Source organism: Pseudovibrio sp. JE062, assembly GCF_000156235.1.
GTDB lineage: Bacteria > Pseudomonadota > Alphaproteobacteria > Rhizobiales > Stappiaceae > Pseudovibrio.
Genome location: NZ_DS996805.1, coordinates 267,158 through 280,647 on the forward strand (window position 1 = coordinate 267,158; position 13,490 = coordinate 280,647).

Annotated in this window: 14 protein-coding genes; 6 read left to right on the forward strand and 8 right to left on the reverse strand. The window is 54.5% G+C overall.

Annotation, left to right across the window (positions count from 1 at the left end; translation table 11 throughout):
* The 3 genes from PJE062_RS01220 to PJE062_RS01230 form a co-directional block, all read left to right on the forward strand.
* Positions 1-1,067: amino acid ABC transporter permease (locus PJE062_RS01220; protein WP_037035954.1), on the forward strand; the 1,067-nt coding region annotated here is incomplete at its 5' end.
* A 1-nt stretch (position 1,068) separates the two neighbouring features.
* Complete coding sequence (locus PJE062_RS01225; RefSeq protein ID WP_008546704.1) at positions 1,069-2,187, forward strand: amino acid ABC transporter permease; 1,119 nt, start codon at positions 1,069-1,071, stop codon at positions 2,185-2,187.
* A 37-nt stretch (positions 2,188-2,224) separates the two neighbouring features.
* A complete protein-coding gene (locus PJE062_RS01230; protein ID WP_008546717.1) occupies positions 2,225-3,025 on the forward strand; it encodes an amino acid ABC transporter ATP-binding protein in 801 nt (266 codons plus the stop codon).
* A gap of 106 nt (positions 3,026-3,131) precedes the next feature.
* On the opposite strand, the gene PJE062_RS01235 is transcribed toward PJE062_RS01230, so the two are convergent.
* Positions 3,132-4,247 (reverse strand): serine protease, encoded by a 1,116-nt coding sequence (locus PJE062_RS01235; protein ID WP_083793190.1) that lies wholly within the window; start codon positions 4,245-4,247, stop codon positions 3,132-3,134.
* A gap of 97 nt (positions 4,248-4,344) precedes the next feature.
* On the opposite strand from PJE062_RS01235, the gene PJE062_RS01240 reads away from it, so the two are divergent.
* Positions 4,345-5,373: a hypothetical protein gene (locus PJE062_RS01240; protein ID WP_008546630.1), complete on the forward strand. Its 1,029-nt coding sequence runs from the start codon at positions 4,345-4,347 to the stop codon at positions 5,371-5,373.
* Positions 5,374-5,473: 100 nt separating this feature from the next.
* Here the strand turns inward: PJE062_RS01240 and PJE062_RS01245 are convergent, their stop codons facing one another.
* Entirely contained in the window at positions 5,474-6,091 is a 618-nt protein-coding gene (locus tag PJE062_RS01245) for a TetR/AcrR family transcriptional regulator (RefSeq protein ID WP_008546874.1), read from the reverse strand.
* A gap of 87 nt (positions 6,092-6,178) precedes the next feature.
* On the opposite strand from PJE062_RS01245, the gene PJE062_RS01250 reads away from it, so the two are divergent.
* On the forward strand, positions 6,179-6,982 hold the full coding sequence (locus tag PJE062_RS01250) for an HD domain-containing protein (RefSeq protein WP_008546631.1): 804 nt from the start codon (positions 6,179-6,181) through the stop codon (positions 6,980-6,982).
* A 6-nt stretch (positions 6,983-6,988) separates the two neighbouring features.
* Here PJE062_RS01250 and PJE062_RS01255 read toward each other — a convergent pair whose 3' ends face one another.
* Complete coding sequence (locus PJE062_RS01255; RefSeq protein WP_008546589.1) at positions 6,989-7,576, reverse strand: TetR/AcrR family transcriptional regulator; 588 nt, start codon at positions 7,574-7,576, stop codon at positions 6,989-6,991.
* Positions 7,577-7,676: 100 nt separating this feature from the next.
* On the opposite strand from PJE062_RS01255, the gene PJE062_RS01260 reads away from it, so the two are divergent.
* Positions 7,677-8,291, forward strand: a complete 615-nt coding sequence (locus PJE062_RS01260; protein WP_008547061.1) for an NAD(P)H-dependent oxidoreductase — start codon at positions 7,677-7,679, stop codon at positions 8,289-8,291.
* Positions 8,292-8,356: 65 nt separating this feature from the next.
* Here the strand turns inward: PJE062_RS01260 and sseA are convergent, their stop codons facing one another.
* From sseA to PJE062_RS01285, 5 genes are all read right to left on the reverse strand, one after another.
* On the reverse strand, positions 8,357-9,202 hold the full coding sequence (gene sseA, locus PJE062_RS01265; protein ID WP_008546657.1) for a 3-mercaptopyruvate sulfurtransferase: 846 nt from the start codon (positions 9,200-9,202) through the stop codon (positions 8,357-8,359).
* 3 nt (positions 9,203-9,205) lie between these two features.
* Positions 9,206-9,931 carry an alanyl-tRNA editing protein gene (locus tag PJE062_RS01270; protein ID WP_008546728.1) on the reverse strand — a complete coding sequence of 242 codons (726 nt, stop codon included), beginning with the start codon at positions 9,929-9,931 and terminating at the stop codon, positions 9,206-9,208.
* Positions 9,932-9,999: 68 nt separating this feature from the next.
* Positions 10,000-10,644 (reverse strand): LysE family translocator, encoded by a 645-nt coding sequence (locus PJE062_RS01275; protein ID WP_008546863.1) that lies wholly within the window; start codon positions 10,642-10,644, stop codon positions 10,000-10,002.
* A gap of 88 nt (positions 10,645-10,732) precedes the next feature.
* The gene (cls, locus tag PJE062_RS01280; protein ID WP_008546375.1) at positions 10,733-12,163 is read right to left on the reverse strand and encodes a cardiolipin synthase; all 1,431 of its coding nucleotides are present in this window, start codon (positions 12,161-12,163) and stop codon (positions 10,733-10,735) included.
* 163 nt (positions 12,164-12,326) lie between these two features.
* Complete coding sequence (locus PJE062_RS01285) at positions 12,327-13,364, reverse strand: cysteine synthase A (RefSeq protein WP_008547166.1); 1,038 nt, start codon at positions 13,362-13,364, stop codon at positions 12,327-12,329.
* Positions 13,365-13,490 lie beyond the last annotated feature (126 nt).

Here is a 13,490-nt window from a genome sequence, read left to right on the forward strand (position 1 = left end):
ATGCTGTCGAGAACCTCGAAGCACTTGGCAAAGATTTCAATTTCGGATTCTTATACGAACCAGCAGGCTATGACATTGGTCAGGTCCTGGTGAACTACACCTCCGCTTCCGGTCACTGGAAAGCGGCACTTGTCGGCTTGCTCAACACGCTGCTCGTTGCGTTTCTTGCGTGTGTGACTGCGACTATCATCGGCGTATTTGTCGGTGTTCTGCGTCTCTCCAATAACTGGGTCGTTTCCCGTTTGATGGCGGTTTACATTGAAGGCGTCCGTAACGTACCGCTGCTGCTGCAAATTCTGGCTTGGTACGCTGTCTTCATTCACGTGTTTCCGACACCAAAGCAGGCTGTCAAAGCACCAGTTATTGAAGGGGCGGTTTATGCAACAAACCGTGGTTTCTACATTCCGGGACTAACGTTTGACGGTGGCTACCAGATTGTTGTTGCAGTTCTGCTGGCTTCCATCGCGGGTATTTTTGTCTTCCGTCGTTGGGCGCGTCAGCGTCAGGAAGCAACCGGTCAGATTTTACCAGTTGGCTACATCTCTCTGGCGATCCTGATTGTACCGACCGTGCTGGCTTACTTTGCTTCTGGCATGCCGATTGGTCTTGATTACCCTGTTGCCGGTCGTTTCAACCTGAAGGGTGGCCTGAAAGTTGGTACGCCGCTGATTGCTCTGTGGTTTGCGCTTTCCATCTACTCTGCTGCGTTTGTTGCTGAGATTGTGCGCGCAGGTATCATGGCGATCAGTAAGGGACAGACAGAAGCTGCTTATGCGCTTGGCCTTCGTCCAAGACGGACCATGAGTCTTGTTGTTCTGCCGCAGTCCCTGCGCATCATCATTCCTCCAATGATCTCCAACTACCTGAACATCACCAAGAACTCATCTTTGGCGATTGCGGTTGGCTATATGGATCTGACAGGTACGCTCGGCGGTATTACGCTGAACCAGACCGGTCGTGAGATGGAATGTATGCTGCTGCTCATGGCAACGTATCTGCTGATTTCGCTAAGCATTTCAGCTGTGATGAACGTTTACAACGAATCCGTAAAGCTGAAGGGGCGCTAAGATGAGTGAAAACACTTTTGCCTATGTCGCGACCTCTGAAAAGCCTCAGTTGCCGCCCCCCCAGGGCACAACTGGTGCTGTTGGCTGGGCTCGTGAGAACCTGTTCTCTTCACCGCTGAATACTATTTTGACGCTTGTTTCCGTCTTTGTAGTGTTTTCGACGGTCCCTGGCATCTTTAACTGGGCGTTTGTTAACTCCGTCTGGAACGCAAACTCTCTGGATGAGTGCCGTGCGCTGACAGAAAATGGTGCTTGCTGGGCGGTTATTCGTGAGCGTTATCATCAGTTCCTGTTTGGCTTCTACCCAACTGAGCTGTACTGGCGTCCAATCTTGGCCTTTGTACTGCTGTTTGTGGCTCTGGTTCCTGCTCTTTGGGACGGTATGCCGAAGCGCGGTGCTGCGTTGATGGCCTCCATGACCTACCCATTTGTGGCTTTCTGGCTGATCTGGGGTGGTTTTGGTCTTGAGCCAGTGTCTTCCACCAAGCTGGGTGGTCTGCTGCTGACCATGATCATTGGTGTGTCCGGTATTTCGTTCTCGCTGCCGATTGGTATTGTGCTGGCGCTGTCCCGTAGCTCCAACCTGCCGATCGTGAAGTCACTGGCTGTGATCTTCATCGAGTTCATCCGCGGTGTGCCGCTGATTACCCTTCTGTTTGTTGCGCACGTTCTGCTCAACTACTTCCTGCCGAAGGGCGTAAACTTCGACATCGTGCTGCGTGTTGTCATCATGGTGACGCTGTTTGCCAGTGCTTACATGGCGGAGGTTATCCGTGGTGGTCTGGCGGCCTTGCCTAAGGGACAGTACGAGGCTGCGGATGCGTTGGGGCTGAGTTATTGGCAGAGCATGCGTCTGATTATTCTGCCGCAAGCGCTGAAAATCTCCATCCCAGGAATCGTGAATACCTTTATCGGCCTGTTTAAGGACACCACTCTGGTGCTGATCATTGGCCTTATGGATCCTCTCGGACTGGTTGCGCCTACGCTTGCTGACCAACGTTGGAATGGTATCTTTGTGGAACTTTATGCGTTTATCGCGTTCATGTTCTTTATCTTCTGCTTTGCAATGTCCCGATATTCGATGTATTTGGAACGCAAACTGCATACCGGCCATCGCTAGTCGCCTGGTGCATGCCTAAAAATTCGGAGTTATAAAAATGAGTGACGTAAACCTCGCTGAAGATATCCAGGCGGACCGCTCTAAAATGCATGTATCCGATACCGATGTGGCTATCGAGATTACAGGTATGAACAAGTGGTACGGAGACTTCCACGTTCTGCGTGACATTAACCTAAAGGTTATGCGCGGCGAACGTATCGTTATCTGTGGCCCGTCCGGTTCTGGTAAATCCACCATGATCCGCTGCATCAACCGCCTTGAGGAACATCAGAAGGGCCGTATCGTTGTTGACGGTATTGAGCTGACTTCTGACCTTAAGAAGATTGATGAGATCCGCCGCGAAGTGGGTATGTGCTTCCAGCACTTCAACCTGTTCCCGCATCTGACCATTCTGGAGAACTGTACACTGGCTCCAATCTGGGTTCGCAAGATGCCAAAGAAGCAGGCTGAAGAGATTGCGATGCACTATCTTGAGCGCGTGAAGATCCCTGAGCAGGCCAACAAGTATCCTGGTCAGCTTTCCGGTGGTCAGCAGCAGCGTGTGGCGATTGCCCGTTCGCTCTGCATGAACCCGAAGGTCATGCTGTTTGATGAGCCAACATCTGCGCTTGACCCTGAGATGATCAAGGAAGTGCTGGACGTGATGATCGGTCTGGCGGAAGAGGGTATGACCATGCTCTGCGTGACCCACGAAATGGGCTTTGCCCGTAAAGTGGCGAACCGCGTGATCTTCATGGATCAGGGCCAGATTGTTGAGCAGAATGAGCCAGAGCCATTCTTCACCAATCCGCAGCATGAGCGTACTCAGCTGTTCCTCTCCCAGATCCTCAACCACTGATCTGGTCAGAGTTCCAAGTTCAAAGCCTCGCTGTTTCAGCGGGGCTTTTTTTGTGCTGGTCGCCTGCCTCTTTGTAACGTTCGAATATCGCTTATCTGGGTTTCTCCTACAAAGCCTGTGCGCTTCTTACGGCGGCGTGCAGGCCTCGGCGGTGGGCGCCGGGGCTGCTCCAGGACTTTAGGAGGAAGTCGCGTATGTCGGCGTGGTGGGCTTTGGTGAACTGTGCGGCTTCCAGTGCGCTGACAATGCGGGAGGTGCGGATGCCTTCGTTGGCGGCGTAGGCGATGAGGGATGGATTGCGGCGGGCCTGAGCGCGGGTGAGAGGATTGCCGTGTTTGTCCAAAATGGCGCCATCGGCGTTGGTTTGCGGCACGGCCATGTGGTGGACGGCGACGACTTCCCAGCGGTTGTTGAAGACGGGAGAACCGGAGCTGCCTTTCTGTGTATCGCCCGAGTACCAGCAAAACATGTGTGCATCAGTTCCATTTTCAATATGCAGAAGGTGGTTGTTATGAACGACCACGGCTTTGTTGCGGCCAAGGGGATGCTGAATGATATTAATCGGATCTCCCTTCTTGATTTTGCCTTGCTGGCGGATGAGGGCGTGCCAGCCGTAATGATCCAGCGGAATAAAGCCGGGATCTTCATCCACTACCGCGACCACTGCGATGTCCAGTTCCTCACCGGCCCAGAAAAAGCGGTCTGGATCGATGGAGCAGATCTTTGAAGGGGTTTGGTTGCCAATGCGGTTGGTCTCTGCGCCAAGCTCAAAGAAGTGGGCTTTGGCGTCTTCTGGCGTGCTGAGAACATGATGGTTGGTCATCATCAGGCCATGGCCTACCAGAAAGCCTGTGCCGAACCTCAGTCCTTCGACGTGCTCAATTCTGCCAACAGAACGAGCGGCATAGAGGCCGTACTCAAAAAACTCGATGGGGAGCAAATCGTTTTGCGTGCCGATCAGGGCTTCCTTGCCAATGCTGGTGAGGTCTGGCTTTTCTTCTTCAAAGATCGGGCTCTGAACGGGCGTGGTTTGACCTTCAGACATGGCCAGCGTGGCAGCGCGTTGATTGTAGAGGGCCAACCGTTCCTTGCTGTCTGTTTCTGCCTGAGTTCCTGCCAGAATTGCGCTGCGGGTCTTTTTTAATTCCCCGCTTCGGTCTCTTAGTCGTTGGGCTGCTTTTTCAAGTAATACACTGTTTAAATTCTGTAATTTAAGGGTCATGAAATGTACCTTTAAATTGTTATCTGCATATGGCAAGCTTAACCGTAAACTCACCTCTTGTGTAAAGTTTAATAGTTAATCGTAGAGGGGGAATACTATGAAAATTACATATGATGAGTTTTTGAAGTTGGCTCGTGACCCGAGTGTCCCTGAAGAGCAACTTCTGAAATACTGCAGGGTTGTTCGGCATACGGGTGCATTCGACATACAGTTCCAGGTGAAGCCGGAACTGGTGGAGATGACCGAGATTGATGAGGAGTTTGAGAATGCTCTTCAGATCGGTAACTGGGCCTCCCGCATTCGTCGGTACTGGCGCTTCAAAGAAGCCATGAAGGATCATCCTGAACGGCCTATGCTGATCTCTGAAGGGGACAGCTGGTTTCAGTTTCCAATTATCATTGACGATGTGATTGATCATCTGAGCGAGCACTACAACATTTACTCGCTGGGTGCTGCGGGAGATACGGCGCAGAACATGGTCTACGGTCCGGACCGCGCCCGGCGGCGGGAATATCTCTCCGCGCTTTATGACTACAAGGACAAGGTCTCCGGCTTCCTGTTCTCAGCTGCCGGAAACGACATTATCGGCGAAGATCCGGATACGGGTGTTGCAGTTCTCTTTGACATTCTTCAGGACTTCAACGGCGATATCAACGATGTGGACGGGCATATCAACCGCGTGGCCTTTGATGAGAAGCTTGCTTTCCTGAAAGGGGCGTATGAGCGAGTGATCAGCGATATTCGTGGGGTTTCTGAGTTGCAGAACATGCCTGTGTTCGTGCATGGCTATGATTACGTGTTCCCTTACAAGTGGCAGGGAGATACACGCGATCCGCTGCATGCGGCCAAGGATGAGTGGCTGGGAGAACCGTTGTCTGACCGCAACATCCCGAGTGTGTTGGGACGGAAGATTATCAGCGCCATGCTGGATGAGCTTTATGCCATGCTGGATGGTCTGGCGGCCGCGGATGCCAATGTGATTGTAGTGGATTGCCGGGGTGCTATGCCAAACCTGACGGATTGGGTGGATGAGATCCACGGCACGTCTGACGGCTTTGCCAAGGTTGCGGGCCGGTTCAAGATGGCGATTGATCAGGCGCTGGTTGCCCATGGCGCCATGACCTGAACCAAGCAGGTGAGTTGACGTGAGAGCACCGGCCATGAAAACCGGTGCTCTCTTTTTTTGCCGATGGGGCGGCGTGTTGTGTGAGGTGTTCTTGTCGGCGCTAGGCGAGGATCTGAGAGATGCCTGCCTTGGCAGTGAGTTGCAGTTCCTCGCGCGAGGTGCCGGAGCGGGCGCGTAGAGAGAGACCGTTGAGCAGACAACCCAGCAGGTGGCCGGTGATCTCGGCGCTTTGTCTTGGCTGGATTTTCTGATCTTTGATCGCGACTTCTACGGTTTCGCGCATGGACTGGTCGATGGTGTCGAGGACCATTCTCAGGACTTCCCTGATCTCCTCATCCGCGCCAGCCTCTGCTGGGGCGGTGCAGGTGACAAAACAGCCGAGCGGGCCACCGTCTTCCATGGAAGCTTCTGGCCGGTAAATCTCCATGGCTTTCATGAAGACCTTCTCAAGGCCTTTGGAAAGGTCAGGCTCGGAGAGGATGGCGTTTTCGGTGCGTTTGCCCATCATCTCTGCGAAATGCTGCAGACATTTGATGTACATGTCCTTCTTGGAGCCGAAGGCGGCATAAAGGCTTGGGCGGTTGATTCCGGTTTCCGCGGAGATCTGATCCAGGCTGGTGGCCGAGAAGCCGTTTTCCCAGAAAATTCGCTGCATTGTGGTCAGGGCGGTTTCTTTGTCATAGAGGCGGGGACGCCCGCGTGGTCGTGATGTACTCATTTATGTACTGCTTCGCATAAAAATATTGAGCTCTAAATATTGATGCGATACGGTACATAATTATTTTTGTAATTGGAAGAGTGAGTTATGTCTGAAACGGCAAAGGATTGTGGAGCCTCTGAGCGTGTAATGGGAAGCCTGAGCTGGGGCCAGAGAACGGGGGACTACAGCAAAGGACGGATGACGCGGCTGGAACATTTGAAGCTTGTTGGCAATCTGGTGCGCACGCAGCTGGTGGATCTGGGCGATACGGTGAAGGATCGGCTGGGTTTGCTGTCGCCGGTTTACTCAGAGCTGGAGGCGTTGTTGCCCTCTGAGACCTCATTGGTACGCGATAGTCTGGATTTTGCGGTGGAGACCCATGATGCAAGGCTGTTGCACCACAGTTGGCGGACTTATCTGTTCGGGGTGCTGCTGGGTGAGTATGCAAGTGTGTCTTTTGATCGGGAGCTGTTGTTTTCCGCAGCGATTTTGCATGATAGTGGGCTGATCAACAATCGGCAGACGCAGGTGCATGAGTGCTGCTTTGCGATATCAGGGGCGGGGGTGGCGTGCAACCATCTTTCCAGCTGCGGGCATGACAGGGACACGGTGCACAAGGTGGGCGATGCGATCGCGCTGCACTTGAATGCCTATGTGTCGGCCCGTGCTCATGGAGGTGAGGCGTATCTGGTGAACCGGGGGGCGATGTGTGATCTGTTTGGCGCAGGGCATCGCCGGATGGCTAAATCCAGTGTGGAGCAGATTATGAACAAGCACCCGCGAGATGGGGTGATTGAGGCGCTGGAGTTTGAAACTGCAAGTCATATGAAGGGCACGCGGCCCTATGTGCTGACGAAACTCACAGGCGGCACAGCGCCCAAAACCGTGTTTGACGTTTACGGCGTATAACGCTGATCAGAGTACCAGGGAGAGCAGTTTACCCACTTCGGTGTGCTGCTCTTCGGTGGTTGGATACTCGCCGCAGACGCGGCTGATGGCGGCGTGGATCATGAAAGCGCGCACAGAAACGGCGCCCAGTTTTGGGTCCATGGCGCGGATGGATTTATCCTGCTGGCCCTTTTCGATGAAGCGCTGAAACAGCTTGTCGATGCTTCCGGCCACATCAAGGAAATTTTCTGCCCGACTGCCTTTTTCCCAGCCTGCGACGTCGATGAAGATGCGCAGAAATTCTGGTTGTTTTTCAAAGTACTGTAGAATCTTCATGAGAGAGTGATTCAATTGCTCGCGGCCACTTGCCGTGCTTGTTTCAGCTTCTTCGTGCAAGGCATCCACGCAGATCTTGAGCTCCTTCAAACCGATCTCCGCAAACAGGCCGAGCTTGTCGCCGAAGTGGGCGAAGAGCGTGCCTTTGGAGACATTGGCCTGCTCCGCGATGCTTTCTGTGCTGACCGCGTTGAAGTTGCCCTGATTGAACAGATCTGTGGCGGCCACCAAAATGCGCTGGCGGGTTTCTTGTGCTCGTTTTTGTTTGCCCTGAAGCATGGTTCCCTCAAATTCAATAAAGTGACTATGGTCAAAAAATAAATTGACTCCAGTCATATTTTGAAAATAAGTTGACCGCAGTCAAATAAATGGAGTTCCCATGACAAACCGAATTTTTGTGTTTAGCGGTCATCTCGGAGAAGATCGTCTCGGGCATGCTCTTGCTGAGGCCTATGCGGATGCTGCGCGCAAGGCGGGGGCAGAGGTTCGTGTGATGAACCTGAGTGCAATGGCGTTTGATGCAGGCTTGCGGTCCGGTGACTACAAGGGCGGGCAGGGGCTGGAGCCTGATCTGGTTGCGTTTCAGGAGAACCTGACCTGGTGCACGCATTGGGTGCCTGTGTATCCGCTGTGGTGGGGCGGTATGCCAGGCCCGATGAAAGGAATGCTGGACCGTACTTTGCTGCCGGGGTTTGCGTTCCAGATTGTGGAAGGTGAAGAGCTGCCAGCCAAGCTGCTGAAGGGGCGGAGCGCCCGGGTGCTGATCACCAGTGATACCGCTTCGAACTACTATGATGAGCTTTATAAACGCGCTCATGACACGGTGATGGGGCTGCAGATTCTCGACTTTGTCGGGTTTGAAAACCACAGCTTCCGCATGTTCTCACCGACTTACCTGTCGACTGAGGAAGAGCGTGCTGCTTGGATTGCTGAGGCGGCTCAGCTGGGTGAGCAGGATGCGCTTGCCAAGCAGGAAGAGTTGGTTGTTGCCTGAGTAAAAAAAAGCCCTGCAGGTCAATGATTTGCAGGGCTTTCTTGTGAATATGATTCTGGTTTAACTCAGGCTGGTTCGCTGATGACTTCTGTCTTTTCGCTGGAGCCCCATTCGGTCCAGGAACCGTCATAAAGCGCGTTTTTGCTAAAGCCGACCTGCTCCAGTGCCAGCGTAATGACAGCGGCGGTTACGCCGGAGCCGCAGGAGGAGATCACCGGGGTGGAGGCATCCACACCAACCTGCTTGAAGATGTTTTGCAGGTCTTCCTTGGAGCGGAGTTTACCTTCGTTCAACAACAGACCGAATGGCAGGTTGAGAGCACCCGGCATATGACCGGCACGAACGCCTTCGCGTGGCTCGGGTGCCAGACCTTTGAAGCGCTCTGGTGCGCGGGCATCCAACACAAGGTGGCTGCTGCTGTCCAGTGCGTCCTGCACTTCATCCAGATTGCGCACCATGTCGTGGTTGAGCATGGCTGTGAAGTGGCGCTCCAGACGGGTTGGAACCTCATCGGTGAGCGGATAGCCTTCTTCTTTCCAGGCTGGCAGGCCACCATCCAGAACGAAGACGCTTTCAACACCAAAGGCACGGAACATCCACCACACACGTGCGGCTGAGAAAATGCCTGCACCGTCATAGACCACGATGGTCTGGCCATCGCCAATGCCCATCTTGCGCATTTTGGAGGAGAACACGTGTGGTTCCGGCATCATGTGCGGAAGCGGGGAGCTCTGGTCGGAGACTTCATCAATGTCCATGAAGACAGCGCCAGGAATGTGCTCTTGCTCGTATTCCTTTTGGGCGTTGCGCTCCATGGCAGGCAGGTACCAGGACGCATCAATGATGACCACATCGGGTGCATCAAGGTGGTCCTTGAGCCAGCTTACTGAGACAATTGGATCCTGCGCCATGTGTTAGTCCTCCAACTGGATGCGGACGCGTCTGTTCTGACGGCCTTTTTTCTCAATCTTAGTGATTACAGCGGTTCCGATCTGTGCGGTTTGGGACACATGCGTGCCGCCGCAGGGCTGCAAATCAACGTTATCGCCAATTCTTACCAGTCTTACCCGTCCGCTGCCCATTGGTGGTTTTACACTCATGGTCTTTACAAGGCCGGGATTGGCTTCCAACTCTTCGTCGGTGATCCATTCCTGCGTGACAGCATAATCACCAGCAATGAGCTCCTGAAGCTTGCCTGTGAGCTCTTCCTTGTCCAGTGCGGCTTCTGGGATATCGAAGTCCAGACGGCCTGTGCCATCGCTGATCTGGCCGCCGGTGACCGGGAATGGCAGCACGACGGAAAGCAGGTGCAGGGCTGTGTGGACGCGCATGCGCTTGTAGCGGGTTTCCCAATCAACGTGCGCAGTGATCTTTGCGCCTGCGCTCAGGGCTGCTGGCAGCTGCGTGCCTTCTGCTGGCACATGCACGATCTGGGTGCGATCCTTGGAGTACACGGTTGTCGCAATTGGAATACGGGTGCCGTCTTCCAGCTCAATGGAGCCACTGTCGCCCGGTTGGCCGCCGCCATTGGGGTAGAAGCAGGTCCGGTCCAGAATAATGCCGTCTTCTGGGGTGATTTCGCTTAGAGCCGCTTCACTGCTGCGCAGGTAGGCATCTTCTCGGTACAAATGTTCTGTCATGGAATAATCTCAAATGGATAGGGAAAGGTGCGCCGTGAAATGATTTGGCGCACCTTCAAGGAGAGGTCTTAAGCGGTGGAGCGTGCGCTGAGCAGTTTGACTGCAAAGGCGGCCATGATGCCCGCAAAAGAGTAATCGAGGATGCGCATCACACGTGGGGAGTTGCGCAGGAACTTGGAGACAGCAGAAGCACCAAACACCATAACCAGACTGCTTGGCACGTTCAGCAGAATGAAGAAGAAGCCAAGGAACAACAGTTTGGAGGTCGCGTATGGATCTGATGCGGACACAAACTGAGGCAGGAAGGTCACGAAGAACAGCACAACTTTAGGGTTGAGCAGATTGATCGTCACGGCTTTGGCCCAGATGGCTCTGGCGGTTTCGCGGGAGGCTTCGCCTTCTTCCAATGACAGCGCAGAGCCATTGCGCAGGATCTGGAAGGCCAGATAAACCAGATAAAGCGCGCCAACGGTTTTGAGGATCTGGAAAGCGAACTCGGAGGCGGCGAGCAGGGCGGAGATGCCAACGGCAGCAAGGAATGCGTGGATCATCACGCCGTTTGTTGCGCCAACAATGGCCATCAGACCGGCTTTGCGGCCCTGCGTGAGCGTTTTGCTCATGAAGAAGGTCATGTCCGGTCCAGGGGTAATGGACAGGATGAAGGCAGCAACGGTGAAACCCGCCATCACACTTAGTTCAGGCACAAAATACATGCGAAAGGCCCTCTGGGTTATTATTCTCAATTGGCCCTAACGTATTTTACTGTGCCAGCGCAAGTCTACTGAACTGTCCTCATCAAAACTAAAGTATTGGTGAGAACAGGCGGGCGGCTTGGGCTAGGACGCGGAAGGCGTAGCGGCGGTTGTTGAGTTCGAGGCGGTCGGTCTGGCGGGCGCCTTTGAAATCCTGCTGCAGCATCTCTTCTGTTTTTTTGATCATGTTCTGGCCGGTGAACCACAAGGTGATCTCGAAGTTGATGTTGAAGGAGCGGTTGTCGAAGTTGACTGTTCCGATGCCAGCCAGCTCATTGTCGATGAGGATGACCTTTTCGTGCAGGAAGCCTTCCAGATAGCGGTAGACCTTAATGCCGTGGCTGGCGAGGTTGTCTGCATGGGCGTAGCTGGCGAGCCAGACGAGCCAGTGGTCGGCTTTCTCCGGCAATAGGATGCGCACGTCAACACCGCGCAGAGCGGCTGCGTAGAGCGCTGTGAGGACCTCAATGCCCGGCACGAAGTAGGGGCTGACGATCCAGAGGCGATCTTTGGCGCGTGCAATGCTTTCCACGAAGGTGATGGCGCAGTCTTCCTGAATGTCGGCGGGGCCAGTCGGCATGACCATGACGCTCTCGCCATCTGCCTTTGGGAAGCTGCCCGGCAGTTCCAGTTGCAGGGTTTTGCCGGTGGCGAACTGCCAGTCTTCGCTAAAGGAGAGTGTGGCAGCAAGGGCTGCCGGGCCGGAGACCTTTACGTGGGTGTCGCGCCAGTGGCCGAATGTTTCTGAGAGGCCAAGATACTCTTCACCGATGTTGTGGCCGCCGATCCAGCAGTGCTTGCTGTCTGTCACCACCACCTTGCGGTGGTTGCGGTAGTTGAGGCGCATTGGCCCCAGCATACGCATAAGGCGGTGGCGTTTGTTAAACGCGCTGACGCGGACACCAGCGTCTTGCAAGCGTGTGATGTATTGAGTTGAAAGGGAGCGAGAGCCGATATCATCATAAAGCAGACAAACACGCAGGCCTGCTTTGGCGCGCTCTATGAGGGCGTCTGCCAGCTCCAGTCCGATGCTGTCTTCGCGGATGATGAAGAACTGGACGAGCACGTGCTTTTCTGCGGTGCGGATGCCTTCAATGATAGAGGCGAACATGGCCGGGCCATCGATGAGCAGGTCGCAGGTGTTGTTTTCCAGAAACGGGACGGACGCCACGCGGGTGTGTACGGGCCAGTGGCTGCTGGCTGCACCGTCTACATAGGGGGTGTGGCGGTTGAGGACGTCAGCCTCGATCTGGGAGATGTCGTCGCGTACTTCGATGTAATCATCCAGCCGTTTCCACGCGAAGATGAAGTAGAGCGGGACCGTGGGCATGGGGATGAAAAACAGGGAGAGCAGCCAGGCAATGCTGCCTTGCGAGGTGCGGGAGTACATGATCTCGCGAATGGCACAAACCACTGCCAATGCGTAGAAAAATACACTGAATAGGGCGATCAGGGAGAGGAGGCTGAATGAAGATTCCAAGCGTTACAACTCCTGTAATGCGAGGACCTACTTATAGCTGTGCCAAGAGGATTGGTCAAAACCTCTTGGCGAATTTTGCAATGCTTTCCGTTAAGGGCAGGTTGCCGGAGCTTGTTAGTGCTTTCTGGAAAGCTGGTGCCCTATAGCGGGCACCTCAGGCCAATCAGGCTGCTTCGAACGGGATAGCGATGTCGGACTTGCGCTCCATCCATTCCGGCACTGGCAGGCCTTTTTCGCGCAGGAATGTTGGGTTGAACATCTTGCCCTGATAACGGGTGCCATAATCACACAGCACGGTCACGATGGTGTGGCCCGGACCCAGTTCCTTGGCAAGGCGGATGGCGCCAGCCACGTTGATGCCGGAAGAGCCGCCGAGGCAGAGGCCTTCGTTCTGCAGCAGTTCGAAGTTGATCAGCAGGCCTTCTTCATCAGAGATGCGGTAAGGGATGTCGATCGGCGCGTCTTCCAGATTCGCTGTGATGCGGCCCTGACCGATGCCCTCTGAGATGGAGGAGCCTTCGGACTTCAGCTCGCCGTGGGCGTAGTAGTTGTAGAGTGCTGCACCGTGCGGATCTGCGAGGCCGATCTTGATGTTCGGGTTCTTTTCCTTCAGGCCGATGCCGGTGCCCGCCAGTGTGCCGCCGGTGCCCACTGCGCAGATGAAGCCGTCGACTTTGCCGTCGGTCTGCTGCCAGATTTCCTGAGCGGTGGTTTCAATGTGGCCCTGACGGTTGGCGACATTATCAAACTGATTGGCCCAGATGGCGCCTTGCAGATGGGTCTTGCTCAGCTCTTCTGCGATGCGCTGGGAAACTTTGATGTAGTTGTTCGGGTTCTTATACGGAACAGCCGGAACTTCGATCAGCTCAGCACCTGCAATGCGCAGCATGTCTTTCTTTTCCTGAGACTGGGTCTCGGGAATGACGATGACAGAGCGGTAGCCCAGTGCGTTGCCGACCAGTGCAAGGCCGATGCCGGTGTTGCCTGCGGTGCCTTCCACGATGATGCCGCCTGGCTTCAGGGTGCCGCGTTTAACAGCATCGCGGATGATGAAGAGCGCAGCGCGGTCCTTGACGGACTGGCCCGGGTTCATGAACTCAGCTTTGCCGAGGATTTCACAGCCGGTACGCTCAGAAGGGCCTTTGAGGCGAATGAGGGGGGTGTTGCCGATAGCTTCGATGGCAGAGGCGCGCGTGTCCATAGTGTCTCTCAAATAACTCGTATCAGGATAAATTTCAGAATGCGGGTATTCGACCCCTTTTGAGACCACGCTACTGTGCTGGCCCGGCAAGAACAAGAAATGGGCTGCCAAAGGGTGCGTTAGACT

What these genes read in the sequence shown, in the direction of transcription:
- PJE062_RS01285 (WP_008547166.1), bottom strand. Translation starts at nt 13,364, where the DNA reads ATGGACACGCGCGCCTCTGCCATCGAAGCTATCGGCAACACCCCCCTC.
- PJE062_RS01250 (WP_008546631.1), top strand. Translation starts at nt 6,179, where the DNA reads ATGTCTGAAACGGCAAAGGATTGTGGAGCCTCTGAGCGTGTAATGGGA.
- sseA (WP_008546657.1), bottom strand. Translation starts at nt 9,202, where the DNA reads ATGGCGCAGGATCCAATTGTCTCAGTAAGCTGGCTCAAGGACCACCTT.
- PJE062_RS01255 (WP_008546589.1), bottom strand. Translation starts at nt 7,576, where the DNA reads ATGCTTCAGGGCAAACAAAAACGAGCACAAGAAACCCGCCAGCGCATT.
- PJE062_RS01270 (WP_008546728.1), bottom strand. Translation starts at nt 9,931, where the DNA reads ATGACAGAACATTTGTACCGAGAAGATGCCTACCTGCGCAGCAGTGAA.
- PJE062_RS01260 (WP_008547061.1), top strand. Translation starts at nt 7,677, where the DNA reads ATGACAAACCGAATTTTTGTGTTTAGCGGTCATCTCGGAGAAGATCGT.
- PJE062_RS01240 (WP_008546630.1), top strand. Translation starts at nt 4,345, where the DNA reads ATGAAAATTACATATGATGAGTTTTTGAAGTTGGCTCGTGACCCGAGT.
- PJE062_RS01275 (WP_008546863.1), bottom strand. Translation starts at nt 10,644, where the DNA reads ATGTATTTTGTGCCTGAACTAAGTGTGATGGCGGGTTTCACCGTTGCT.
- PJE062_RS01245 (WP_008546874.1), bottom strand. Translation starts at nt 6,091, where the DNA reads ATGAGTACATCACGACCACGCGGGCGTCCCCGCCTCTATGACAAAGAA.
- PJE062_RS01235 (WP_083793190.1), bottom strand. Translation starts at nt 4,247, where the DNA reads ATGACCCTTAAATTACAGAATTTAAACAGTGTATTACTTGAAAAAGCA.
- PJE062_RS01230 (WP_008546717.1), top strand. Translation starts at nt 2,225, where the DNA reads ATGAGTGACGTAAACCTCGCTGAAGATATCCAGGCGGACCGCTCTAAA.
- PJE062_RS01225 (WP_008546704.1), top strand. Translation starts at nt 1,069, where the DNA reads ATGAGTGAAAACACTTTTGCCTATGTCGCGACCTCTGAAAAGCCTCAG.